Source organism: Humiphilus diazotrophicus (assembly GCF_059726315.1).
Genome location: NZ_AP040870.1, coordinates 1,196,807 through 1,220,231, shown reverse-complemented (window position 1 = coordinate 1,220,231; position 23,425 = coordinate 1,196,807). Strand labels below are relative to the sequence as shown.

The window sequence follows — 23,425 nt, the reverse complement described above, 5'->3', positions numbered from 1 at the left end:
GCTTGCGGTACAGATGAGGGTGAGAGAGAAATGGGTCTAGCTGATGAAGTGCGCCGAATCGGTCGGCGCAACTTCTTGAAAGCCGTAGGTGGCGTTTCCGCTCTTGCAGCTATGGCAACCACGGCAGTGGTCCGCGGACCTCGTCGAGGTGGGCCAGTCCGGGCTGCCTTGATAGGGTACGGGAAACAAGGCAGACTGTTGCGAAGCTGCATGGATCCTGAAGTGATCAACCTTGTTGCTATTTGTGATATACAGCCTCCTGCAAAGCCCGATATAGCTCAAAACATGGGTGTGCGCTGGTATCAGGATTGGCAGCATCTACTGCGAGAAGAGTCTTTCGAAGCTGTATTGATTGCCACCCCGCTTTTTACGCATGCAGAGATTGCCAGCCGTTCTCTTGAGGCCGGAAGGCATGTTTTTTGCGAAATAGCAATGGCCAAGGATGATGCTGGTTGCCGTCAGATGATTCAGACAGCGCAAAGAAACCGCCGGATTCTTGCTGTTGGGTACCAGAATTTCTACGAACCTCTATATTGGTCTGCGTATCACAATATTCTTAAGCAGGGGATATTAGGCGATATTTACACTGTTGACGCTGTATGGCACAGTGACAGTTCTGGAAGGGTAGAGAGCAAAACAGAGGCGGTAAATTTTGACCCCCGTCCGTGGGGATATGCCTCTCGCGAGGAGCTTTTGAACTGGCGCCTTTACCATCACTATTCCAACGGCCTTATGGACGAGTGGGGTGGGTCCTTAATTTCTCTTACTAACTGGTTTTTACAATCAGGCCCAACAGCCATACAGAGTAGTGGCGGAATATATTCTTACAGAGACGGCAGAGATGTTGCCGATCACGTTTATGCCACAATCGAGTATCCAAGGGGCAGGACAGCGACTCTTTCTCTGATTCAATCAAATGGTTTCGAAGGCAGTTATCTTCAGCTCATGGGGACAAAAGGGACACTCCTTCTAGGCAAAGACGAGGCTCTTTTGTTTGCCGAAGAAAGCAGTAAGCGCACTTCTATTGAAGTAGCTAAGCTAGGTTCCTCTCAACCGGTTATGGATACTTCCGCTAGTCGGAAAGAGGAGGCTTCCAGCCACGCGGTTCTTGCCGGCAACACAGGAGGTCGAAGAGGCGGAAGTAGCGAGGCTCTTCAACAGGAGCTTGCAGCCTTCTGCGGTGCGATTCGTACTGGTGCGCCTTTCCGGTGTAACCTCGATCACGCCTATCAAGTGGCATCGACCTGTTTCGCTGTGGACAGTTCTATGGAACAAAACAAGCGATTGGCGTCGCAGGGTTCCTTTTGTCCTGGTAAAGAGTCTTTGCAGTATGTGTAGGAGCTACCGTCTATGCTTGCAGGATACAGGTCTGGAAGGATTCTGAGCCGGAGAAAACTTTTAGCATTAAACGGTGCTTGGAGTCGTATCGGAGAACGCCAGGGGAGCGATCGGGCGTTCGAAGATTACTACCTTCGTATTTCTCGCTCTGCGATGGCTTGCCGGTTTGAAATCGTCGTTCGTCCCGAAGGGAAAAATCTGCTTACTGAGGTTCAAGAGTGTCTGGACGAAGTGGACCGTCTGGAGTCGATTTTGTCCATCTTCCGGTCAGAGAGCGAGGTGAGCCTCCTCAACCGAACTCCGGTTATGCAGCCTGTTCAGGTTGGCTCAGAGCTTTTTGAGCTCTTGCGCTTGTGCGAGCAACTGTACCGCGAAACGGAAGGGGCTTTCGATGTGACAACTGGATCGTTGAGTCAATGCTGGGGGTTTGAGCAACGCGATCCAAGATTTCCTGTTCGCGAAAGTCTGTTGGCAGCCCAGGAACGGGTAGGTTTTTCTCGCATATCTCTTTATGAAGATAGGACCGTTACTCTCTGTGCCTCAGATCTGCGCATAAACTTTGGAGGGGTAGGGAAGGGGTATGCACTTGATCGGGCAGCAAAGAAATTACGCGGTCAGGAAATAAGGAATGCACTGCTGAGTGCGGGTGGTAGTAGTGTGCTGGCCTTGGGATCGGGGCTGGATTGTTCCGGATGGCTTGTTGGCCTTCGCCATCCGATATTCAAAGACCAGTGCATGGGAACCATATCTCTGCGTTCCTGTGCTATGGGGACCAGTGGGCAGGAAGAGCAGTGGTTTGCATCAAATGGTCAGCGCTATGGACATATCGTCGATCCGCGAACGGGCTTTCCTGCAAGAGGCGTACTGAGTGTCAGCGTTATTGCTGAATCGGCGGCTCTCGCAGATGCACTGGCGACTGCCTTCTTCGTTGGTGGTCCGGAGTTAGCCGAACGGTATTGCGGCAAGCATAAAGATGTCCTTGTCGTGATGCTGCTGGAGCAGAGTCCGGCCCATTCGATCGTCATTGGTTCAAGCTCTCACGCGACCGTGGAGATTTGAATGAATAACCTAGTTTCAAGCTCACTCTCCAAATCCCAGCAGCTTACATTAGTTGTTCTTCGTACCTGTATCGGCTGGCATTTTCTTTATGAGGGATACTTCAAGCTCATTCTTCCTGCCTGGGCTCCGGATGGAACGCATCTTCGGCGATGGAGTTCCGTGAGCTATCTGGATGGAGCTACTGGTCCGGTGGGATATTTACTGCACTCGTTATTTCATGCCGGATGGGGTCATGTAATCGATATCGCCGTGATCGCGGGCTTGTGTGCAATTGGCCTCTCTTTGATGCTGGGTCTGTTTACACAACTGGGATGCTATGGAGCATTGGCCATGCTCACATTGTTCTATTTGACCGCGATGCCTTTGGATGGTGTTCCTCATGCGGGAATGGAAGGGAATTATCTCCTCGTTAACAAGAATCTGATTGAGTGGGTTGCCGTTGCAGTACTGTGGTCTTTCGATACCGGTCGACTTGCAGGTTTTGATTTGCTGTATCTCTCCTGGAAGGAAAAGCGAGGCGATCTTTTCGTTCCAAAAGGGGCGGCGTTGTAATCATTGCGTATTTCGTTTTTGCTGACAAAGAAAGTGGAGATTGTTGTCCATGTATTTGACTCCGGAGCAAAAGCGCATTGGGAGCCGAAATTTTCAGAGAATAGTACGTTCAGGAATTAATCCCGAACGTCTCAAGTTGGCGACCTGCGTTCCCAATCATATGGTAGGAGGAGCAGTTCAGGCCGGAATCGTCGGAGTTGGGCGCCAGGGGGGCGGGGCATTGCTTGGAGCCTGCCGCAAGGATTTTATTGAGATCGTAGCTGTCTGCGATATTAATCCGGTTCATCGTGAGCAAGCTATCCAGACAGTGATTCAAGCTGGAGGAAGACGTCCAAGAGAGTATGCAGACTGGCGGGAGATGGCGGAAAAGGAAAAGCTTGAAGCGGTAATTGTAGCGACGCCACTGTGGACACACGCTGAAATAGCAATTGGATTTCTCGATGCCGGCGTGAACGTTTTTGGCGAGAAGATGATGGCTTACGACGTGGAGAGCTGCCATCGAATGATAGAAGTCTCCAGAAAACAGAGAAAGCTTTTAGAGATCGGCTATCCTCGGTTTTACGAACCTCTCTATCAAGCTGTTTACGAGAACATCATTCGGCCCAAAGTTTTGGGTGAAATTCACTATGTGCGCCTGCAGACACACAGGAATAATTCCTGGCGATGGGAAGAGAAACCTCCAACTAAGGACTTCAACCCGAAGCAGTGGGGATACCCGGATTGGGAGTCTCTGGCGAATTGGCGTATGTACAAGAGGTACTCGCAAGGCCTGGTTGCCGAGCTTGGAAGTCATCAGACATCGCTGGCCGAATGGTATTTGGGCTCAACAGCTCAATCGGTCTACGGAAGAGGGGGCATCGACTGTTACAAAGATGGCCGTGAGGTCGATGACCATATTCATATGATCTTTGAATTTTCCGGAGGATGCACCGTAGAACTCTCCGTAATCCTTACCAATAGTTTCGGTGGGCTTTATGAAGAATTCTTAGGAACGGAAGGAACGATGATTCTTTCGGATATCGATGGGGGGATGTATTTCCCAAAAGGAGAGAGAGACGAATCTGGACGGCCGCTCTTGGAGAAAGAAGAGGCCGAGCCTTGGAAGACAAACTGGGATATTGCCTTTCGAACTGAGCTTTGGAGCTTTTGCTCTGCAATACGCCAAGGAACACCACTCCTTTGCGGCCCGGAGCGGGCGTTGGCCTCTGCGACCGCTGCTCTGGCCGGGAATGAAGCATTGGCAAAGCGCAAGCGGGTGACTGTTTAACTATGACCTGGACCCGGAGGGATGTCCTCAAAGCAGGCATCGTTACGCTCTCTTCGGAGATGCTTGGCTCGCCGATCCTTTCACAAGAGAAGCGCCTGCAAAAGGGAACCAACGTTTCTTCAGTCTTTCGCGAACGGGGATACTACATCACCTTCATGCGCGGTACCACATTTAGCTTCGAGGTGTGGAAGGATATTTTCGATGCGGTTCGCACGGATGGTGGCAACCTGATTTTGTTATGGCTAGGAGGCGCTTTCCCGTCCAGGAAATTTCCGATCACCTGGCGATATAACGAAGAGCATCAGAATATTCAGCATAATTTTGCTGGCAGGCTAATTGACTATGCACATTCACTTAATATTCGTGTGTTACTTTGTCTGACTCCTTTTGCTTACGACGGGGTGAACCAATATGCGCTGGAACATCCATCACTAAAGGCCATATCCGCAGATGGAGATTTTACGGGAGGCGCAGGGCTGGGAGCCTGGGGGTTTAATCTAAATGCCTTTCGTCCGGAAGCACAGCAGTTCATGCTTGAATATACGCGGGAGCTGCTTGATTTCTATCCGAATGCCGATGGACTACTCCTTGAATCCTCCGACTATGCTGTCTCCTATTGCAAAGAGTGTTCTGAGGGTTATTACCAACAGGAATTTAAGTTCGTCAAAACAATTTCAGAGGAGCTGTGGGCTCATAAGGCAGATGCTACGATTCTCGTCTATCCGCATTATTTCTCCGATAAGGAAGTTCCCGGAATTGGAGTGCGTGGCGCCAGCGAGAAGTTTGATTCGCGATGGGGACTCTTCCTTACGCCTCATACAGCCATGGTTGATCCTGCCCTGATCTCACAGGCCAAGTGCGTAGTATACTGGGACCCTTCGCCCACCTTTGGAAATCCAAAACTGATACAAGCAGCGGCACAAAAGGCCCTGTCAATTCATGCCACCGGGTTTGTGCCTTCCTTCGAGCCTTGGACTTATGTGATGCGAGGACCGGAGATGGGAGATCAGTTTCTAGTGGGGCATCGTCTTTCGCCATTTGGGTTTGGCTGGCTTGCACAAGGTGCATCGCCCGCCCATGAACTTCTTATGCGGATGGACCGTCTCGCTTATCGGGAGTTTTCGCGAAATCCGGATGCTGAGTTCGAATCCTATCTCAGGGTGCTTTCTCGTGAGCTCTTCGATGAGCAAGCTACTACGGAACTTTTGGATGACTTGTTATTTGTCGAAGAGTCGTTTTTCCTTGATCGTACATGGGTTTCTGTAAGTGCTATTGCCTCGGCCGACTATGTGAAGGGCATGCTGGATCGTGGCAGGATATCACCAGTGAAACTGCGGGATTACGTGAGTCGGCGCCAGCGTCTTGCTCAGATAGAGAAGCGTTATCATAATACCAGTAATGCCTCGGTTCGGGAGCTTCACCGTAATGTCCAGTGGATCTTGACGCAATGGCAGTCTTCGGCAAATCACAAGTTCGTAGAGGCCCATCTCAGTTAATCAAAGCGATTCGTACTAGGCTCTGCGATTAATCTTGAGGCAAAGACCCTCACAGAAAATCTGCTCGCGGATCACTTGTTGCTTCCATTACAGCCAATGCAAATTTCATGGGGTTGTAATCAGTGCCGTCTCTGGCGCACAATAATGGACCACACGTGAAAAGAAGCATTTTGTGTCCTTAAATTTGTGACCGAGACTGATTGCTTATGAAGCTGATTGTAGCTTTCTTGCCTTGGATATTATTCGGCGCATTGAGCCACCATTTCCCGCAGGCGGCACTACTGGTGGCGTTGGTGAGCACTGCGATACAGGTAGTAGCACACCGCAAAAATTGCAAGACTCTAGAAATAGTTTCCTTGGCCTTCTTCATCTTTGATTTCGTAGCGCTCTACCTTCTGCACTGGAAGGCTATCGGTCACTATCAGGGACTTCTAGTACACCTGCTGCTGGCAGCTATCGCTTGGGGATCGCTGCTTGCCGGTGATCCTTTCACCCTGCAATATGCCCGAGAAAGTGTTCCTAAGGAACGTTGGAAAACTCCAGGTTTTATCCGAAGCAATCAATTGATTACCGGTGTCTGGGGTACGGACTTTGTTTTGCAGGCTGTCGTGTTGCAGTGGCAGGCATCTCAGGGCGGAATGCTACCTAGCGTTTTCTCCACCAGCTTTTCTGCAATGGCAATTGCCTTTACGCTGTGGTATCCCCAACGATCCCGGCGGCAGTATGAGCTGGAGTTGCGGGCCGCCAAGGGTCTGTAGTCCGATCGAGGAACCTGTTGAAGGTCTGATATCAAATGTCTTTACTTTTGTGATGCAAGGGCAGGAAGGATATTGCAATTGGCTGCAGATTATCGGATGCTGATCCAGCATCTTACCGATTTTTACGATTTTTCCGGCAAAACGGTGCTTTATGTCGGCGCGGGCGGGGGACGGCTTCTGGGACCTGCAGCAGCAGCGAAACGAATGATTGCCATTGATCGCGATACGTCCGCGCTTGCGAATATAAATATGGAAAAGGTGGCAGCCAATTTCGAGGATGTGCAGATTCAGGGAGACACCGTTTATTTCGAATTCTGCCTGCACGAAATGGCCGATCCATTGAAGGCACTTCAGCATGCACGGACGCTTGCACCGGAGGTGGTCGTATTCGATCATGCTCCGGATTCGGAATGGGCATACTTTGGAGTGGAAGAAAAGATCGTGGCCCGTAGCGCCGCTGCGATGACACAGTTTGGTATTCGCCGGCGCGGAGCCCTACATGTCGAACAATGCTTTCGGGATTACGGCGAATTTCTTGTCCGCATCAGAGAGCAAGGAGAAGTTGCGATCAAGCGGGCTGTCCGCTTTGAAGGTGTGAGGGAGATCAAAATCCCAATGGATTGCGAATTGGTGTTGCTATAGCGCCAGTTTGATATTGATAACCCTGAGAACCGACTGTATGTCGTTCCGATAAGCGGTTCCGACCGCGTCTGAAAACGTCGAGTTATTAAGCATTGGTCTGGCCTTTTGACTATCCGACTCAAAGCGGAGCTCGCGTCCGCTTTGGTCTTCACGCCGCGAGGTTCTGTCTTGCGCTCCCTAACCCGCGAATCCCGCCGCTGTACTCATAGATAAACTCTAGAGCTAACAACAATTTGCCCGATCCGGCATACTGTCACTGATTGTTTACAAATTTGCTCTTGAGAAAGCAATTCAGGTGTAGAGTATGTCCTGTTCAGGAGTCGAAGATGAAGGCTCCGGTTTACATACGCCTGGTTGGGACCGGTGTCCTTTATTTCCTGGCGGGCATCGCTGGATTAACTGTCCCTCTTACCTCTGGTAACGTCTCTCCGGTATGGCCCGCCTCCGGAGTTGCACTCGGCTGTTTGCTGCTATGGGGCTGGCAGTATTGGCCTGCGGTTGCAATTGCAGCATTCCTGGTCAACTTCTTTTCCCCCCTTCCGGCGCTCGCTGCACTGGGGTTAGCGGTAGGGAACACATCAGCAGCGTTGTTGGGTGTCTATTTGCTGCGCCGCCTGCCAGGATTCGATCCAGCACTTATCCGCTTGCGGGACATGTTGCGTCTGATAGTATTCGGCGCGTTATTAAGTCCTGTATTAAGTGCAACTTGCGGAACAGGTGTTCTCTTTTTTGCTGGGATCAGACCTTGGCAGTCGCTGACTTCTGAATGGCTGATGTACTACCTCGGAGATGCGATGGGCATTATCTTCGTAGCGCCATTCCTGTTGCCGATTACAGAACTGGTGGGTCGAAAGCGATTTGCTCATTATGTCGAGCTAGGATGTCTAGTCTTACTAACAATATTTATCTGCATATTACTTTTTGACGAGCGCCTCGATTTCGCATCTCATCATCCCGTCTTGGGATTGCTTCTTTTCCCACTTGTTCTATGGTCGGCAATTCGTATAGGGACTAGTGCCACTGCGCTCACCAATATGATTATTGCAGTAATAGCACTAGTCACCACTGTCAATGGGTTAGGACCTTTTGCCGCCGACAAGCCAATTATCAGCGCACTTCTGCTGCAACTTTTCTTTGCAACACTTACTGTTTCAGGGCTGTTGTTATCTACCGTTGTTGTTGAGCGGAAGCAAACGGAACAAGAAAGGGAAAAGCTTATTCGTCAGCAAGCAATCCAAGAGGCCGAGTTGAAGAGTGAAAGACAATATCGGCTAATTGTCGAAGCCGCAAACGACGGAATATGGACGGTCGACAACCAGGGATGTACGACCTTTGTAAATTCGCAGCTTTGTCGAATGCTTGGTTATCAGCAGGAAGAAATACTCGGTAAGCATATGCATCGGTTTTGTGCCGGTATCCCCCAAGGTCTGATGGCGAAGGGGGGAACCATCGAGATCAACTTGGCGAAGAGAGACAGCAGTAAAATCTGGGTGAAGCTGTCCGCGACTCCCATCGTAGATACACAAGCAAGGACCGAAGGCACGTTGATTGTGCTTGTCGACATTACAGAACGTAAGCTTGCCGAAGAGCAGCTGCAAAAGAACCGTAAAGAGCTTCAAGAGGTACTCGATAATTCTCCCGCATTGATCTACATGAAGGATCAAGATGGTCACTATATCTTCGTCAATCGGCGCTGGACCACCGAATTCCATATAACGAGCGAGGAAGCAAGAACAAAAACCGATCTTGAACTTTTCCCGGAGGCGGCAGCACGAAAGTTTCGGGAAAACGACATGAAAGTCGTAGAGAGCGGCCAAGCTCGCGAATTCGAAGAACAGACAGTTCTCGATGATGGGCTGCATAGCTATCACAGTATTAAGGTTGCCCTCAGAGACGGTGCAGGGGAGTGCTATGCCCTTTGCGGAATATCGACTGACATTACCGAACGAAAAGCCGAAGAAGAGTCTTTGCGCCAGGTAAACCGGGCATTACATGTACTTTCACATTGCAATTCTGCAGTTGTTCAAGCGACAGAGGAAGAGGCACTACTACGTGAGATTTGCCGTATCGCAGTAGGACCAGCCGGTTATCAATTTGCTTGGGTGGGCTACACAGAACAGGATGAAGCCCGAACGGTGCGTCCGATGGCGAGTGCGGGGTCTGCCGAGGGCTTCCTAGACGAAATTCATGTGAGCTGGGCAGACAATGAATATGGGAGGGGAGCTATCGGGCGTGCCATCCGAGAGAACAGTCCGGTAGTTATACACAACCTTCAACAACACCCATCTTTTGCAATCTGGAAGCATGCTCTAGCCAACAGAAATTTCGCATCGATTCTGGCTGTTCCTCTGCGCCAGGAAGCTACTGTGTTTGGAATTTTGGCCATTTATGCGAAAGAAGTAGATGCCTTTGATGTTTCAGAGGTGGAGTTGATTGTAGAGCTAGGAGAGAATTTAGCTCACGGAATAACCGCATTACGCGCCAGGAAGGAACGTGCGGAGGCGGTCGCAGCGCTTACAGCATCACAGCAGGAATTGGAGAATCGTGTACGGCAGAGAACTGCTGAGCTGGCGGAAGCCAGAGATGCAGCTCAATCTGCCGACAGGCTGAAATCCGCATTTCTTGCAACCATGTCCCATGAGCTCCGGACGCCGTTGAACTCCATAATCGGATTCACCGGAATCCTCCTTCAGAAGCTCGCGGGACCTCTGAATGATGAACAGACAAAACAACTCGGAATGGTACAAAATAGCGCGCGGCACTTGCTGGCATTAATCAACGACGTTCTCGACATCTCCAAAATCGAAGCGGGACAACTCGAAGTCCACTACACATACTTCTCCTTACCGCAAATGATTCAGAAAGCTACAGAATCGGTCTTACCCCAGATTACGAAGAAGGATCTGACACTGAAGACAGAGATATCGCCTGAGATAGACCAGATCTACAGCGACCAACGCCGTGTCGAGCAGATCTTATTGAATTTACTGAGCAACGCCGTCAAATTTACGGTTGCCGGAGGTATCTCGGTTCTCTGTCATTCGGCAAACGGTTGGATAATTATGCGGGTGATAGACACAGGAATTGGAATTGAGCCTCAACATCTGGAGAGTATCTTCGAACCTTTTCGTCAGGTGGACACGGGACTAGCGCGAATGAGAGAAGGAACTGGATTGGGATTATCTATCTGCAAACGTCTGGTAGCGCTGCTAGGCGGATCAATCATGGTCGAAAGTGTTTCCGGGAAGGGGAGTACTTTTACCTTTCGACTGCCTTTGGAGTGGAGCAAAACCGATGAAGAAGACGGTTCTGGTAATTGAAGACAACGAGCAAAATCTGTATTTGGTACGTTTCTTGCTGGAGAAGAATGGCTTTGAGGTATATGAGGCCAGAGATGGACGGCTCGGGGTAAGTGTAGCCAGTCAATTGCGGCCAGATCTGATCCTGCTTGACATTCAACTGCCAATGCTCGACGGCTATGCTGTGGCCGAAGAATTGCGCCGGGACCAGGCGCTTCGCAGTACTCCCATTATTGCAGTGACCTCATACGCGATGGTGGGAGATAGAGAAAAGGCATTGGCATCCGGAGCGACAGACTATATCGAGAAGCCAATTAATCCGAGCACGTTTGTCGATCAGATTCGTAAACATATCCCGGATGAGTGACAGGTGTTTAAGGGGCTGGACCTTGTTTGATGTATGTCGAAGGAATAGCCGGAACTGCTGAAGACATAAACTGCCAAGTCGTATGAGATGAGAAGGGGGCTCCGATGCTTAGGGTATTGATTGTTGACGACAATGAGGAAAATCTCTACTACCTGCAATCCCTGCTGACCGCCAGCAATTACGAGGTTATTAAGGCGAGGAATGGGAAAGAAGCCCTTGATAGTGCGTTACGCGAACCACCCAATCTGATTGTCTCCGATATCCTGATGCCCGTGATGGATGGCTTTACACTCTGCCGCCGCTGGCACGAGGATCCACTGTTGTCGACGATTCCTTTTTTGTTCTATACGGCAACCTATACAGATCCCAAAGATAAGGAGCTGGGGCTCGACATTGGAGCAGATGATTTTCTGGTGAAGCCTCTGGAACCAGAAGTCTTATTGCGAATAATACAAGAATTGCTAAAGCGCGGAGAAGAAGGGAAGTTGCCAAGGCATTCGTCTGCGGAGACTCCTCCCGTCGATTTTCTGCGCGAATATAACGCTGCTCTTATACGCAAGCTGGAAGACAAATTGGTTCAGCTCGAGGCCTCTAACCAGAAGCTTGCCGATACTGAAGTATTCGTTCGAGCAATACTGAATAGTAGTCCTCTGCCGATTCTTGCTGTCGATCTGGAAGAGCGGATTAAATTGGCGAATCCGGCCTTCTATAAGGTTTTTGGCTATTCGCCATTTGAGACTGAGGGCAGACGTTGTTCGGACCTTATCGATTTGCCGGAGGGAAATTCAGAAAAAGAGGTCTTTTCCCGACTAGCTTTAGGAGAGGAAGTTCCTCCTCACTACAGCAGACGACGTTGCAAGGATGGCGAGGTCATTGAGGTCGAAGCGTTTTTTAGTCCTATGAAGGTCCACGATAACATAACGGGTTTTATCGTGATCTTTCAGGATATTACGGAACAAAGGAAGATAGAGGAACAACTACAGCAAGCTCAGAAGTTGGAAGCTATTGGTCAGTTTGCAGCCGGAATGGCCCATGACTTCAATAATCTTCTGGGTGTGATGGTTGGCTATAGCGAAATGGTTCGAGGTGAAGCGGACCCGCAAAGCCAACTCTTTCATCATGCCGATCAAATACAACAGGCATGTATGCGGGCAGCGGCCCTAACCAGGCAGTTGCTGGTTTTCAGCCGGCGTCAAGGGATGAATCCGGAGATCATTGACCTGGGTTCCTATCTTCAAGAAATGACGCAAATGTTGCGACGTCTGGTTCGAGAGGATATTGAGCTTCAATGTAATACCCATCAGGCTGGGTGCACCCGGATTGATCCAGTTCAATTCGAGCAGGTAGTGCTAAATCTGGTAAGCAACGCCTCCGACGCAATGCCTAAAGGCGGACAACTCAATCTCGATTTGTGCGATGTCGATCTCAGAGCTGAAGCGACAGACGGGAACAAGAATATACCTCCCGGTGAATATGTAAGATTTACGATTACCGACTCCGGTACAGGGATGAGTCAGGACACTATGGCTAGAATATTTGATGCTTTTTATACAACAAAGCCTAAAGGGTCCGGAACTGGTTTAGGCTTGGCAAGTGTACGCAGCATCATCGATCAAACAGGAGGTAAGATTTTAGTCTCCAGCCAACTCGGCAAGGGTACTACGTTTGAAGTCTATTTCCCGAAGGTACAGGGATCCGCACCTCGCACCTCGCAACCCTCAAAGCCATCTCTTTATTGTGGTTCGGAAAAGATTATGTTGGTTGAAGACGAGGATGCTCTGCGGACCTTGTTTAATGAGATGCTGACAAGACTTGGATATAGAGTTCTTTGTGTCTCTTCAGCCAAGGATGCAGCCCGAATCGTTCAAGAAACAAATGAGTCTATAGATTTGCTGATTACCGATGTTGTCATGCCAGGAATGAGTGGACTAGAGCTTTCCAAAGTTGTCCGAGCCTCTCGTCCTGACATCAATATCTTGTATGTTTCAGGCTATGAAGAGGAGCTTCCTTCATTGCATGAGGAGGCGACTGAGCATGTAAACTTTCTGGCAAAGCCTTTTACTCACGTCCAGCTCGCAGGAGTGATCCGAAGGATACTAGACAAGAGAGCAAAGTCCTTCTTGCCTGACAAATCGGCTTAGTTTCCCAGTTCTAACTGAGAAGTGAGGCTGAGAACGTCACGGGACTATATGACGCGGGTTGGTTCGATCCACATCGATGGCACGGCACTGTAGTGGCAATAGTGTGCGCATCTGCTACGATGTGGAACAACTGGCGTATCCAGTGCAACTGAGATTTTCTCAGGTATTCTCGAATTAACGCTACACGAGTATGACTTCGATCCCTAGTTTCTTGAAAGGTGTTAATGAGGAAACGGTAGCCCCCGAATCTGTAATTAGCTTGTCGATTTCATTCGTTGGACAGAGAAGATACTTGCTCACTGCACCGAGTTTGCTGTGATCGGCCACTACCACTTTCATTTTCGCGTTGTGGGCAAGCTTTCGCAGGACCTCAGCTTCTGAAGAGTTTGTGCAGGTTAGACCTTTTTTCGCGTCTATACCATCGACCCCGATAAACATGATGTCAGAGAAAAGCATTTCGGCGGATACATTTGCGAGCGGACCTATGAGAGTAAACCAATTCCCTCGCAGATGTCCTCCTGTGACAATGACTTCTATGTCTTTTCTGTTGCTCAACTCCATCGCCACATTAATAGTATTCGTGATGATAGAGATATTGCTAAGCACCTTTAGACTTCGAACTACTTCGGTAGTAGTCGTTCCTCCGGTTAATGCGATCGTTTGTCCTGTACTAACGAGTTTTGCTGCGGCGTAACCTATACGGCGTTTTTCTTCAGCAAAGCTGCTTACCTTGTCTTGGAACGTACTGTCATGGCGGAATGGCTCATAGAAGAGGGGGCCTATTGGTACTGCTCCGCCACGTGTTCGTCTCAGCAGCGATCGGCTCTCGAGGTCTTCCAGATCACGCCGGATGGTAGCGATGGATGCTCCGAGGGTGGTGCATAGTTCATCTATTGTGACGGTTCCTGCCTCCTGCAACCGTTGGAGGATGTATTTATGACGAGCAACGAGATTATCGTTCTTTGCTGGCATACGACTTAACCTATCAAAATAAACTTAATCGCTTAAGTAACTATAGCAGCACGGCACTCGCAAGATCTGAGCGGAATAGCTTGCATCAATCACGGGAAACAGAAGAGGCGAGTTCGTAGGGAATCAGTCTAATAAAAGGTTATTAGCGTCCAAAGGGCGAATTCTCATTCAAAAATACACACTAAAAAGACCGTTTTACGTGATTACTGATTGGTAATGATTTATGGATACGTGTTACGGCCAGAACGCATGCGAGCTTGGACTGCAAAGATGTATGTTTCCAATCTGCAACGTTGTGATCGAAAAATCATATAAAAGGATGAAATATGGCAAATTAGTTCACCTTGCCTGCTATGATGTCATCCGTAGCATCACAACCGTGGGCACCAGAGGCTAGTTCAGGCAATGGCGGTTTTTTGAGCGGGGAAAGGAAAAACGATGAGCGGTACGTCGATCGGAGTCGCAATTTTGGTGCTTGCAGGCATTACCAACGCCAGTTTCACGATGCCCATGAAATACGCTCGCAAGTGGGCATGGGAGAACATCTGGCTAGCGTGGACTTTGTTTGCACTGATCATTATGCCCATCGTGATGGCTCTGATCACTGTCCCCAACCTAGGAACGATTTATCGTTCGGCTCCGACGAAGATCCTCTTTGAGGTTTGCGGATTTGGCCTGGGGTGGGGGATTGCTCAAGTGTTCTTCGGTATTGCTGTCGACATAATTGGGATTGCACTTACCTTTTCGATTGTCCTGGGAACGTCAGCAGCTCTGGGAAGTCTCATTCCCTTGATTGCACTGCATCGCGAACGCCTCAACAGCATAGCTGGATATGCAGTGCTGACAGCGGTGCTCATTGTACTTTTAGGTGTGACGGCTTGTGCTTCAGCTGGAAGGATGCGCGAAAGAGCAAATGCAAGCACAAAAAGCACCGCTTCGCAGAATCGTACTTCGCTCGGCCTGTTCCTTGCTATCTTTTGTGGCATCCTGGCATCTTTGATGAACTTTGGGATTGCTTTCGGAACCCCATTAATCAACCTCGCACGTTCGCTTGGCGCCGATGCTCTAAATGCTTCCAATGTAGTCTGGCCCCCGCTGCTGATGGCAGGAGCAGTTCCGAATGTGCTTTATTGTGCTTGGCTTCTGAAGCGGAATCGTTCCGTCCGTCATTTCCTGGGTGGCCATTCGCATTGGATGCTTGCCTTCATTATGGCCGCTTTTTGGTTCGGAAGCACGCTTCTCTATGGTGTATCGGCTGTACAACTCGGCGCATGGGGGCCGATCCTTGGGTGGCCGGTGTTCATGTCACTTATCGTCATCACCGCTAGCATGCTTGGTATGGTTAGTGGCGAGTGGAAGGACAGCGGAACTCGTCCCATCAGAGTTCAATGGGCCGGTGTCGCACTTCTGGTCGTCGCCGTATGTATCTTCGCCGGTTCCAGTCGCTACTTGCAATGATTTCAAATATGGGAGATTAGAAGCGGATGTTTGGTTTATCGCTCGATATGGGTGGCACTCACATTGGCTGTGGCCTGGTTTGTGATAACCAATTGTTGGCTTTCTCCGTGCTAGATTCCGAGGGTGCGGAATCGCTCGCTTCCTTGTTGCCGCTCATTGCAGAGTCACTTCGTCGTTTGTTGGAGAAGGTCGGCGTGACTGCGGCACAGTGTCGAGGTCTGGCAGTGGGCTTTCCAGGAATCGTTGATGCGCGCAGCTGCCAAATCCTTTCCACCTTGAAAAAATATGAGGATGCGATTGATCTCGATCTCAAACGATGGTCGCAGGAGAGTTTTGGTTTGTTGCTCAAAATCGAGAACGATGCACGTATGGCTCTACTCGGGGAGCAGTACGCAGGCGTGGCTCAAGGCGTGGAGGACGTCGTGATGATAACGCTGGGTACGGGGATCGGAACTGCGGCCATGATGATGGGGAAGCTAGTGCGCGGCGCACACTCGCAGGCGGCATGCATCGGAGGGCATTTACCAGTCGATTTCCGTGGCCGTCGCTGTGTGTGCGGCAATATCGGGTGTGCCGAAGCTGAGGCCTCCGGTTGGGCCTTGCCGCAGATCATTCGGGAAACTCCGGGATTCAGTGAATCAAGCCTGTTCTGCGCATCGTCGCTTGATTTTCAAAAGCTTTTCGCCGCAGCCGAAGCGGGGGATTCTGTAGCTCTCGCGGTTCGGCAACGCTGCCTTAATGTGTGGGCTTCAAACGCGGTTGCATTGATCCATGCCTACGATCCTGAGATGGTTGTTTTCGGGGGCGGTGTAATGCAGAGCGGGAAAGTTATTCTGCCCTTCGTGCAGAAATTCGTAGAGGACTGTGCCTGGACAAGTTGGGGAAAGCCACGTGTGGTGGCGGCTACCTTGGGTGGAACCGCCGCTTTGCTTGGTGCTGTTCCATTACTCTCGGAAAACCTCTCCATCAAAGAAGTGAGTCCGAGAGCATGATTGTCATGCGGTAATGTAAGTGTAGAGAGTCAAATCCAGAAATCTGTCTTGTCGCGGTTGAGCCAAGAGCATTCCCCTCGTCCAGCTTCTTCATCCAGACACATCTTATGCATCACATCCTTGAATTACAGTGAGCTTGTTGAGGGAATGATCAATCCCCTCAACAAGAGTTGTCACTTCTCATGAGGATCAGAACTATTCCGCACGAATGCTTTGATCGTAGCTAGGCGCTCACCGTTTGATTGTCTGGACGGAGAGATTGTGTATGGTCCACAGGCTGCAGGCACTATGAAGGTTTCAGCATAATGCACTACAAACGGTTCGAAGGCTCCACCTGGACTTTCGACTACGGCCTCGCTTCCCTCGATGAGATTCAAGACGTTTACGGTACCAGAGGTGTTGTGCGGTGTCGTATCTGTGAACCAATGCCTCCGAGTTTCAAGGAACTCGAGTTCATGTAGGCCGGTTCGCTCTTCTCGCCAACCCGGATTTTGTGCCAATCCTTCAATTCGATTAATCAGGTTCTTCTGCACCCAATCCGTATCGCGTTCCCAGGCAATGTTTGCGAGTCCAGGCTCAATATGAATAGGCCTTGGTAGTCCATTGAGGCCTAGTCGTCCCCAATCCCAAAGCTTAAAGGTAAATATGTAGGGCGTGGCACTGATCTCTAGAACCATACCGTTCTTGCCCGAACAGTGGATTGTTCCCGCCGGAATAAGAAAATGATCATGCTTTTTCGCTGGGAAGCGGTTGATATACTTCTCCGCCGGGAACGGCACATCAGTGTCTTGTGCGGCTTTCAATTCTCGGATCATCGCTTCTCTGTCAACTTCAGCTCTTAGTCCCAGGTAAACGCAGGCATCATCTCCTGCATCGAGCAGATAATAGCTCTCATCCTGTGTGTAGGGCATCCCAAATTGTTGGTGGATGTACTTGGTTTTCGGATGAACTTGTAAGGAGAGATGCCCTCCGCCCATCGTGTCAAGGAGATCGAAACGGATGGGAAACTCCGCTCCGAACTGGGAATAAATCCTATCGCCAAGTAACTCTCTCGGATACAAGAGAGTGAGGTTCATCGCCGGAACTTCAACGCAAATTGAGCCGAATTTGAGCAGCAAGCTGTTTTCTTCCGGGACACAATCAAAACACCATGCGTGGTTCGGGACATCGTTTGGGAGGCCGCAGACTTCTTCCATCCAATGTCCGCCCCATGGTCCTGGGTCGAAATAGGGAACCACACGAAACGGACGATGTGCGGCTTGGCGCAACCCCTCGCGGATAGCGTGCCCGGTCACCAGTTTGGGTGTCTTGTTGTTGGTGTCAAGCCAGAAATCAATGCGCGGAAAGAGTGAAAGCTTCAAACGGTCAGCCGCGCGCCAATCTACAAAGAAGGCTCGTTTGTATTTGAGACTCGCACTCTCCTGCAAATTGTTGGCACCAAGGTTCCCAATTACATTCTGACGTTGACGTTGCTGGATCTCCCAGCGAGCCATGTCGGCATAAATGAGGACATCCGGCTCTGCCATCAGCAGTGAGGCGCCAGTGCCGACGATGAGTAATAACCCGTGGCTCCAATTCTGGATGTGCCGTCGAGCCTCAGCTAGTTTTTGCTGATCGAAGAAGTCCTCGATTCCAAATGTATTCATCTGGCCGAATACTGGATCGTCTCCCAACACGTTGGCCAACATCTTTTCTATTTGTGACGAGCACTTAAGCAGTTCAGAGGTGAAGACGAAACCTGCGGGCCGTAAGCCGTCTTGCAACGTTTGTCCTACTTCTCTTTCAAACACTCCCGGATAGCATTCGACACAAATTACACATCGACCTTGGGCCGTGAAGCTCTTTAGCCTCTCGAAGATTTCTGGCCAGTCCTCCCAACACTCCTCGCTTGGTGTGCGGACCGAAACATAAGGGAATTTGTCGTAGTTGGATTTCCGTGGCATTGATCCTCAACTTGATCTCAGGCAAACCAGCAGTTCGCGGTGGCAGTGATAGGGAAAAGCCGCATTCAGTAATTTTTCCTCTATACGCGGTGATGTCGCAATACTGCGAGCAGTCATACCAGTGTCATATTCTATTGTGATCAAATGTTCTCATGAAATGAGCGAAAATGTCAAAACAATCACATAATTATGATCGATAACTAGATTTTAGCTCTCATATGTGTCTCGGACGCATAAAAGTCGCAGCCGTCTTACTCAGATAATTGCCGCGTAATCAAGGAGCTTCTCATGGAAGAGAACATTCGTAAGTCTTTTGTTGCTTTATAAGTTGCCGATCCACATTTCTGCTTCTACTGATGTTCTTGACGGTTCAAACAATGCTCGCGGAGTCCAACCCAAATTCGAAGTCTGAACAGCTGAATACTCCCAGTTCACGTTATTGGACCTTTTGCTGAAGATACACACAACTTTGTAGTAGGCAATATACTTACTTCTTACAACAGTTGCCGGATTAACTCTGAACGTCCTAATTCCGTATTGAGGCTTACAACGTCTTCAACACGACCACCTTTAACGCCCCGAATGCTGAGTTTACGGAGGTAAATTTCGGCAAGATATCGAGTGCAATGCCTTCCCGATCTGTGCGTTTTGCAGCGTATGTCCATTTCTAGTGCGAAATGCGAACTGGACGTCAACTACATCTGACTCTGATAGCGCTGCAGATGCGTGTCAAAGGATGGGTCTTGATTCCGGGGCTTCAGGATTGCGGATCTCATGATCTCGGGTGGGGTGTTTGCCTGTACCATTTGAACGGCATAAACAATAAAATTTTTATGGTGACCCCGGGAAGATTCGAACTTCCGACACGCAGTTTAGGAAACTGGTTTCATAATACTGACGGAGAATGAGTTACGAGCTAAACCATTCATTACAATCATGAATTCATTGCATCCGATGTCCTAGAATGTCACCGAATTACAAAACGAACTGACACCAAAACTGACACCATATTTCAAGGCTGATTCCCACACGGATTCTCGGTGTCTTGGTAAGTCTGTCGCTCTGGGAAATCAGGACATTATATTTTCACGGTGGAAGATCGTCGTATTCTGCGACAGAGATTTTTGGCATGAGAAGAATTTGCAGCAGTTGTCCGGTAAGCTGACCTTCGGAACCAACCCAGCCTAATAGCTCCTGAAGATCCCCATAAACCGCGAACGCGATAGACGGACGACAAAGCAGCTTCAGACGGCAGAGTGGACGATGCTGCATTGGGAGAAACGGAAATTTACCCCGATTAGAGCGGATTGCGGTAAAGATCACACAGGACTATCCTTGGCAGCGAACCCGTAAGACCAGAGGTGAGCGCACTTATGTACATTAGTCGCATTTTCATAAAAACTTTCGGAATTTGCGACATTTTGACACGGAGATTGGCCCAGGGGTCACTTGCTTTATTGGTGAAAACAATTCCGGCAAGACGAATCTTTTCCATGCGCTCCGGCTGGTGCTAGACGGCAATATCAGTGCGCAGCGGCGACGGCTGCAGCTGCAAGACCTTTCTGCCGGGCTGAATTTCACGACTCCCGAACATGTGCTCATCGCGGTTGAATTTTCGGATTTCGCTGGCAGAGCGAATGAAGAAGCGCTACCCTTTATCGCAGTCTTCGACAATGGCAAGGCGCGTATTTGCTACCGCTTCAGGCCTAAAGCAACTGTGCGCGAAGCTATTGAGCAGTTGGAAGAAGACGTACCTCTTCCACAGCTCAGCATCGATGATTATGTGTGGGAGCTTGCCGCAGGCGGAGATAACATTGACCTCAGCACCGTGACATGGAAGGATTCTTTCGGCACGCGCTACAGCACCGATAATCTCCAGCAAGGCTATCTGGTGGTGTTGATGGAAGCTTTGAGGGATGTAGAGCCCCGCCTTAGCGCTCCTCGAACATCGTTGCTGCAGCAAGTCATTGAACAGCGAAGGATACCGGAGAATGAGCAGGCAACACTGGCCGGCTTTCTTCAAACGGCGAACGACAGCATCAATGGCAGCGCAACGATAGGCGATCTCGGCACCAGGCTCAGCGAATCATTCAAGGACGCAGCAGGAAAGTCGTTTGCAATGGGCATAACCCTCGGGCTTGCGGAAGCGTCGTTTGCAGACATCACACGCGGATTGAAAGTGCTCCTATCCGGTTATGGCCTTACCAGCCTCGATCCCAGTCGCAATGGGCTTGGGTTGAACAACATCCTATATATCAGTATGCTGCAGCATTATTTTGAGCGCCGCGTCGCCGAGCAGAAAACAGCGGGCCAATTGCTCCTGGTAGAAGAGCCCGAAGCGCATCTTCATCCGCAACTGCAGCGAGTGTTGCTTTCGACACTTCAGCGCAAAAACGTTCAGGTGTTCATCACTACCCATAGCACCCACATTACATCAGGCGTTCCGCTCGCTTCGCAGATCGTATTGACCTCCACAGGTGGAGCTGTCAGCACATGCACCAAACCTGCGGCTATTCCGGCAATGAATACAGACGACATCGCCGACCTGGAGCGCTATCTCGACGCGACCCGGTCTTCTCTGCTCTATGCGCGTAAAGTGCTGCTCGTGGAAGGTCCGGCGGAGCAATACGTCATTCCTCCTCTCGCCAAAGCCGTTATGGGCATGGATCTGGAAGAAGAGGGTATTGCCGTGGTGCCGATTTTCGGAACCCATTTCGCGGCGTATGCCAAGCTCTTTGGACCGAGAGGCATTCAAAAGAAATGCGCCATTCTGACGGATGGAGACTTGCTGCCGTCAGATGCTGATCCACATACTGCGGCAGAGGAGGGTGAAGATGATCCTGCTCCCACGCGCCAGGAACTGAATACGCTACGTGGCCCGTATGTTGAGATATTCGTCTGCCAAACAACCTTTGAGCGTGAGCTGACATTACACGGCACGCTTGGAATGCTCGAGGCGGGTACGCGCGAGATCGGAGCACCACGTCTGGCTGACGCGCTCAGAGAACTTCGGGAACAGGTCGCCGCCGGGCAACAGCCCGATCTTTCTACAGCTAAAGGCCGAGTATTGCGTGCTGCCAAACGATTTGGAAAGGCACGCTATGCTCAGATGATCTCAAAGCATGCCTCGAGTGCCACGGCCATGCCCACTTATTTACAGCGGGCGCTTGAATGGTTGACTAACGATGCGACTAACGGATGAGCAACGCGGTGCGGTAGAGGAGGCCGGGCATGTCTGCCTGGTCTCGTGCCCCGGAAGTGGAAAAACGAGGGTAATTGTTGCAAAGCTCCTGCGTTGTATCGACTCAGTGGCAGATACAACCCGACGTGTAGTATGCATCACGCATACCAATGCAGCCGCCGACGAGATCGATTCGCGGCTCCGTGAAACCTGTTTTGGCAACGAAGATAGATACTACACCATTGCCACAATCCACGGATTTGCGCTACAGAACATCCTTCGACCGTTTCATCATCTACTGCCCGATTGCGTAATGGTTATACGATCCTCGCTCCGGATGCCGAAGCGTATCAGGCTAAGGCCAAGGAGCTGTTGCGCGCCTATGCCATTCGAAAATCCAGTACGGAAGAATTCGAGCGGATTCAGCGAGCACCGGACGGAAACCCTTTTCCGATGGATACCCTGCCCGCTGCTCTTCAACGCGACTGGTGTGTGTGGCTTGACCAGAATGCCTACGTGACATTGAACGAGATCGTTTATCACGCGGGCCGACTGGTAGTATCGTACGATCATATCGCCAGCGCGCTTGCCAGCCATTTTGCGTGGATTCTTGTTGACGAGTTTCAGGACTCATCCCCAGGACAGATCCTGATCCTGCGTGAAATTCACAAATTCGACCGCACCATGTTTTTTTGTGTAGGCGATCCCAACCAGTCAATCTACTGGTTCGCGGGCGCGGCTCCCGAGCTTTTACTGGAGTTTGGCACCCACATCAATGCCAACACCAATCATCACCTGACCGGAAATTTCCGTTCTTCAGCTAACATCTGCGCGCTCGCCGAGCGTCTCTGCGCCTCAGATCCTCCGATGAATGCCGTCGGCGAGCATGCCGACTGTGAGCTCGTTCCGAGCCATATCACCGTTGCAAATCCAGCTGACGGGATTTTCAATCATTTCCTTCCGGCCGTAAGGCAGCTCGGTATCCCGCTCGGGAAAGTGGCAATTCTGGCGTCATGGTGGGTGTCTCTCTTCAACCTTGCACGCGAGCTTCGCAGCCAGGGCATACCTGCCGTGGGGCCTGGTGCACGCCCCTACAAGCGAAGCCATCTGATCGCACAGTTTGTCGAGACTGTGGGGGCCTATCTGGAATGTCCCGATTGCGAAATCGCAATTGCGGTCCAGCGATCACTCTTTGCACTTCTCGCAGAGGTCGAGGATCAGGCTCCATACAATATTTTTGATTTCAAGGGGCGCATCGTGGTGTGCAAGCTATTGGCGGAGGCGTCGGTGATCCGCCAAACATCCGGCAATGCGGCAGAATGGATTATCGATGCGACCAGGGCATTCGCCACGCTTCTCGTGGGAGAAGAGATGATCTCTGCACAAGCGGCCGAGGCAATGCGGGAGTCAGCGGGACAGATGGCCGCAGATATTTGGAGCCGCGATGGCGGCAATACCCTCAGGATCGAAGACCTCGGCATTTTTGCGCGCCCTAAGCATTGCCTTCAGCTTCTCACCGTGCATAAGGCGAAAGGTCGCGAGTTTGATGCTGTCGCAGTGATCGACGCTCATGACGGAAGATTTCCGCACTTCACGTTGCGTAATGTGACTGATCCTGTGGAATGGCAAGCCCAATATGACGAGAGCAGGCGAGTCGTATACGTCGCAGCCACTCGGGCAAAGCGCCTCCTAATGTTTCTCACCGATACCACAGATTGTCGGAACAGGCCGTCGCCCTTCTTACGGGAGATGGGGTTATAACTGTCTGCTGAGTCCTTCGTTGATGAAATCGCGATAAGCGTACACGATGAGGTCGCGGACCAATTCGAGCAATCCCCCAATGGGAAATCCATCGAATGGATCACCGTGTGCCTGCTTGTTTCGTATTTCGGCAAGCGACGGCTTTACCTCACCATTGATAAAACCAATAGCCGAGCCTCCCGACCGTGTAACCATTGGG

Annotated in this window: 19 protein-coding genes and 2 pseudogenes; 17 read left to right on the top strand and 4 right to left on the bottom strand. The window is 50.4% G+C overall.

Translation table 11 applies throughout. The features are described 5' to 3' along the window. Positions 1 to 30 precede the first annotated feature (30 nt). The 10 genes from AC6I7T_RS06430 to AC6I7T_RS06385 all read left to right on the top strand — a co-directional run bounded on the left by AC6I7T_RS06430 (position 31) and on the right by AC6I7T_RS06385 (position 12,919). Entirely contained in the window at positions 31 to 1,338 is a 1,308-nt protein-coding gene (locus tag AC6I7T_RS06430; protein WP_497792505.1) for a Gfo/Idh/MocA family protein, read from the top strand. 12 nt (positions 1,339 to 1,350) lie between these two features. Further along, positions 1,351 to 2,397 carry an FAD:protein FMN transferase gene (locus tag AC6I7T_RS06425; protein ID WP_497792504.1) on the top strand — a complete coding sequence of 349 codons (1,047 nt, stop codon included), beginning with the start codon at positions 1,351 to 1,353 and terminating at the stop codon, positions 2,395 to 2,397. Beyond that, positions 2,398 to 2,949, top strand: a complete 552-nt coding sequence (locus AC6I7T_RS06420; RefSeq protein WP_497792502.1) for a hypothetical protein — start codon at positions 2,398 to 2,400, stop codon at positions 2,947 to 2,949. It abuts the gene before it with no gap. Between the two features lie 49 nt (positions 2,950 to 2,998). After that, a complete protein-coding gene (locus AC6I7T_RS06415) occupies positions 2,999 to 4,216 on the top strand; it encodes a Gfo/Idh/MocA family protein (RefSeq protein WP_497792501.1) in 1,218 nt (405 codons plus the stop codon). A gap of 2 nt (positions 4,217 to 4,218) precedes the next feature. Next, complete coding sequence (locus AC6I7T_RS06410) at positions 4,219 to 5,712, top strand: hypothetical protein (RefSeq protein WP_497792499.1); 1,494 nt, start codon at positions 4,219 to 4,221, stop codon at positions 5,710 to 5,712. Between the two features lie 206 nt (positions 5,713 to 5,918). Beyond that, positions 5,919 to 6,470, top strand: coding sequence for a DUF3159 domain-containing protein (locus tag AC6I7T_RS06405; protein WP_497792498.1), 552 nt, complete (start codon positions 5,919 to 5,921; stop codon positions 6,468 to 6,470). 72 nt (positions 6,471 to 6,542) lie between these two features. After that, positions 6,543 to 7,112 (top strand): class I SAM-dependent methyltransferase, encoded by a 570-nt coding sequence (locus AC6I7T_RS06400; protein WP_497792497.1) that lies wholly within the window; start codon positions 6,543 to 6,545, stop codon positions 7,110 to 7,112. 326 nt (positions 7,113 to 7,438) lie between these two features. Beyond that, positions 7,439 to 10,432: an MASE1 domain-containing protein gene (locus AC6I7T_RS06395; RefSeq protein WP_497792496.1), complete on the top strand. Its 2,994-nt coding sequence runs from the start codon at positions 7,439 to 7,441 to the stop codon at positions 10,430 to 10,432. After that, the gene (locus AC6I7T_RS06390; RefSeq protein WP_497792495.1) at positions 10,407 to 10,778 is read left to right on the top strand and encodes a response regulator; all 372 of its coding nucleotides are present in this window, start codon (positions 10,407 to 10,409) and stop codon (positions 10,776 to 10,778) included. Before AC6I7T_RS06395 ends, AC6I7T_RS06390 begins: the two co-directional genes overlap by 26 nt. 104 nt (positions 10,779 to 10,882) lie before the next feature. Continuing rightward, positions 10,883 to 12,919, top strand: coding sequence for an ATP-binding response regulator (locus tag AC6I7T_RS06385; RefSeq protein ID WP_497792494.1), 2,037 nt, complete (start codon positions 10,883 to 10,885; stop codon positions 12,917 to 12,919). A 180-nt stretch (positions 12,920 to 13,099) separates the two neighbouring features. Here AC6I7T_RS06385 and AC6I7T_RS06380 read toward each other — a convergent pair whose 3' ends face one another. Next, positions 13,100 to 13,891, bottom strand: a complete 792-nt coding sequence (locus AC6I7T_RS06380) for a DeoR/GlpR family DNA-binding transcription regulator (RefSeq protein ID WP_497792492.1) — start codon at positions 13,889 to 13,891, stop codon at positions 13,100 to 13,102. A 438-nt stretch (positions 13,892 to 14,329) separates the two neighbouring features. Here AC6I7T_RS06380 and AC6I7T_RS06375 point away from each other — a divergent pair, with 438 nt between their 5' ends. Together AC6I7T_RS06375 and AC6I7T_RS06370 are read left to right on the top strand one after the other, a co-directional pair. Next, positions 14,330 to 15,349: an L-rhamnose/proton symporter RhaT gene (locus AC6I7T_RS06375; RefSeq protein ID WP_497792491.1), complete on the top strand. Its 1,020-nt coding sequence runs from the start codon at positions 14,330 to 14,332 to the stop codon at positions 15,347 to 15,349. A 26-nt stretch (positions 15,350 to 15,375) separates the two neighbouring features. Next, positions 15,376 to 16,341 carry an ROK family protein gene (locus AC6I7T_RS06370; protein ID WP_497792490.1) on the top strand — a complete coding sequence of 322 codons (966 nt, stop codon included), beginning with the start codon at positions 15,376 to 15,378 and terminating at the stop codon, positions 16,339 to 16,341. A 173-nt stretch (positions 16,342 to 16,514) separates the two neighbouring features. Here the strand turns inward: AC6I7T_RS06370 and AC6I7T_RS06365 are convergent, their stop codons facing one another. Further along, the gene (locus AC6I7T_RS06365; protein WP_497792489.1) at positions 16,515 to 18,284 is read right to left on the bottom strand and encodes a class I mannose-6-phosphate isomerase; all 1,770 of its coding nucleotides are present in this window, start codon (positions 18,282 to 18,284) and stop codon (positions 16,515 to 16,517) included. Positions 18,285 to 18,820: 536 nt separating this feature from the next. On the opposite strand from AC6I7T_RS06365, the gene AC6I7T_RS06360 reads away from it, so the two are divergent. After that, on the top strand, positions 18,821 to 18,955 hold the full coding sequence (locus AC6I7T_RS06360) for a hypothetical protein (RefSeq protein WP_497794562.1): 135 nt from the start codon (positions 18,821 to 18,823) through the stop codon (positions 18,953 to 18,955). Between the two features lie 415 nt (positions 18,956 to 19,370). Here the strand turns inward: AC6I7T_RS06360 and AC6I7T_RS06355 are convergent, their stop codons facing one another. After that, a complete protein-coding gene (locus AC6I7T_RS06355; RefSeq protein ID WP_497792488.1) occupies positions 19,371 to 19,556 on the bottom strand; it encodes a hypothetical protein in 186 nt (61 codons plus the stop codon). Positions 19,557 to 19,692: 136 nt separating this feature from the next. Here AC6I7T_RS06355 and AC6I7T_RS06350 point away from each other — a divergent pair. From AC6I7T_RS06350 to AC6I7T_RS06335, 4 genes and pseudogenes are all read left to right on the top strand, one after another. Then, positions 19,693 to 19,887 (top strand): annotated as a pseudogene (locus tag AC6I7T_RS06350) (AAA family ATPase); the annotation flags it as partial. A gap of 297 nt (positions 19,888 to 20,184) precedes the next feature. Beyond that, positions 20,185 to 21,486: an ATP-dependent nuclease gene (locus tag AC6I7T_RS06345; protein WP_497794561.1), complete on the top strand. Its 1,302-nt coding sequence runs from the start codon at positions 20,185 to 20,187 to the stop codon at positions 21,484 to 21,486. Continuing rightward, a pseudogene (locus AC6I7T_RS06340) lies at positions 21,470 to 21,715 on the top strand (UvrD-helicase domain-containing protein); the annotation flags it as partial. The gene AC6I7T_RS06345 and the pseudogene AC6I7T_RS06340, both read left to right, overlap by 17 nt. Positions 21,716 to 21,771: 56 nt before the next feature. Then, positions 21,772 to 23,226: a 3'-5' exonuclease gene (locus tag AC6I7T_RS06335; protein ID WP_497792487.1), complete on the top strand. Its 1,455-nt coding sequence runs from the start codon at positions 21,772 to 21,774 to the stop codon at positions 23,224 to 23,226. Here AC6I7T_RS06335 and AC6I7T_RS06330 read toward each other — a convergent pair. Then, a complete protein-coding gene (locus AC6I7T_RS06330; protein WP_497792486.1) occupies positions 23,221 to 23,421 on the bottom strand; it encodes a hypothetical protein in 201 nt (66 codons plus the stop codon). The genes AC6I7T_RS06335 and AC6I7T_RS06330 overlap by 6 nt on opposite strands. Positions 23,422 to 23,425: the final 4 nt, after the last annotated feature.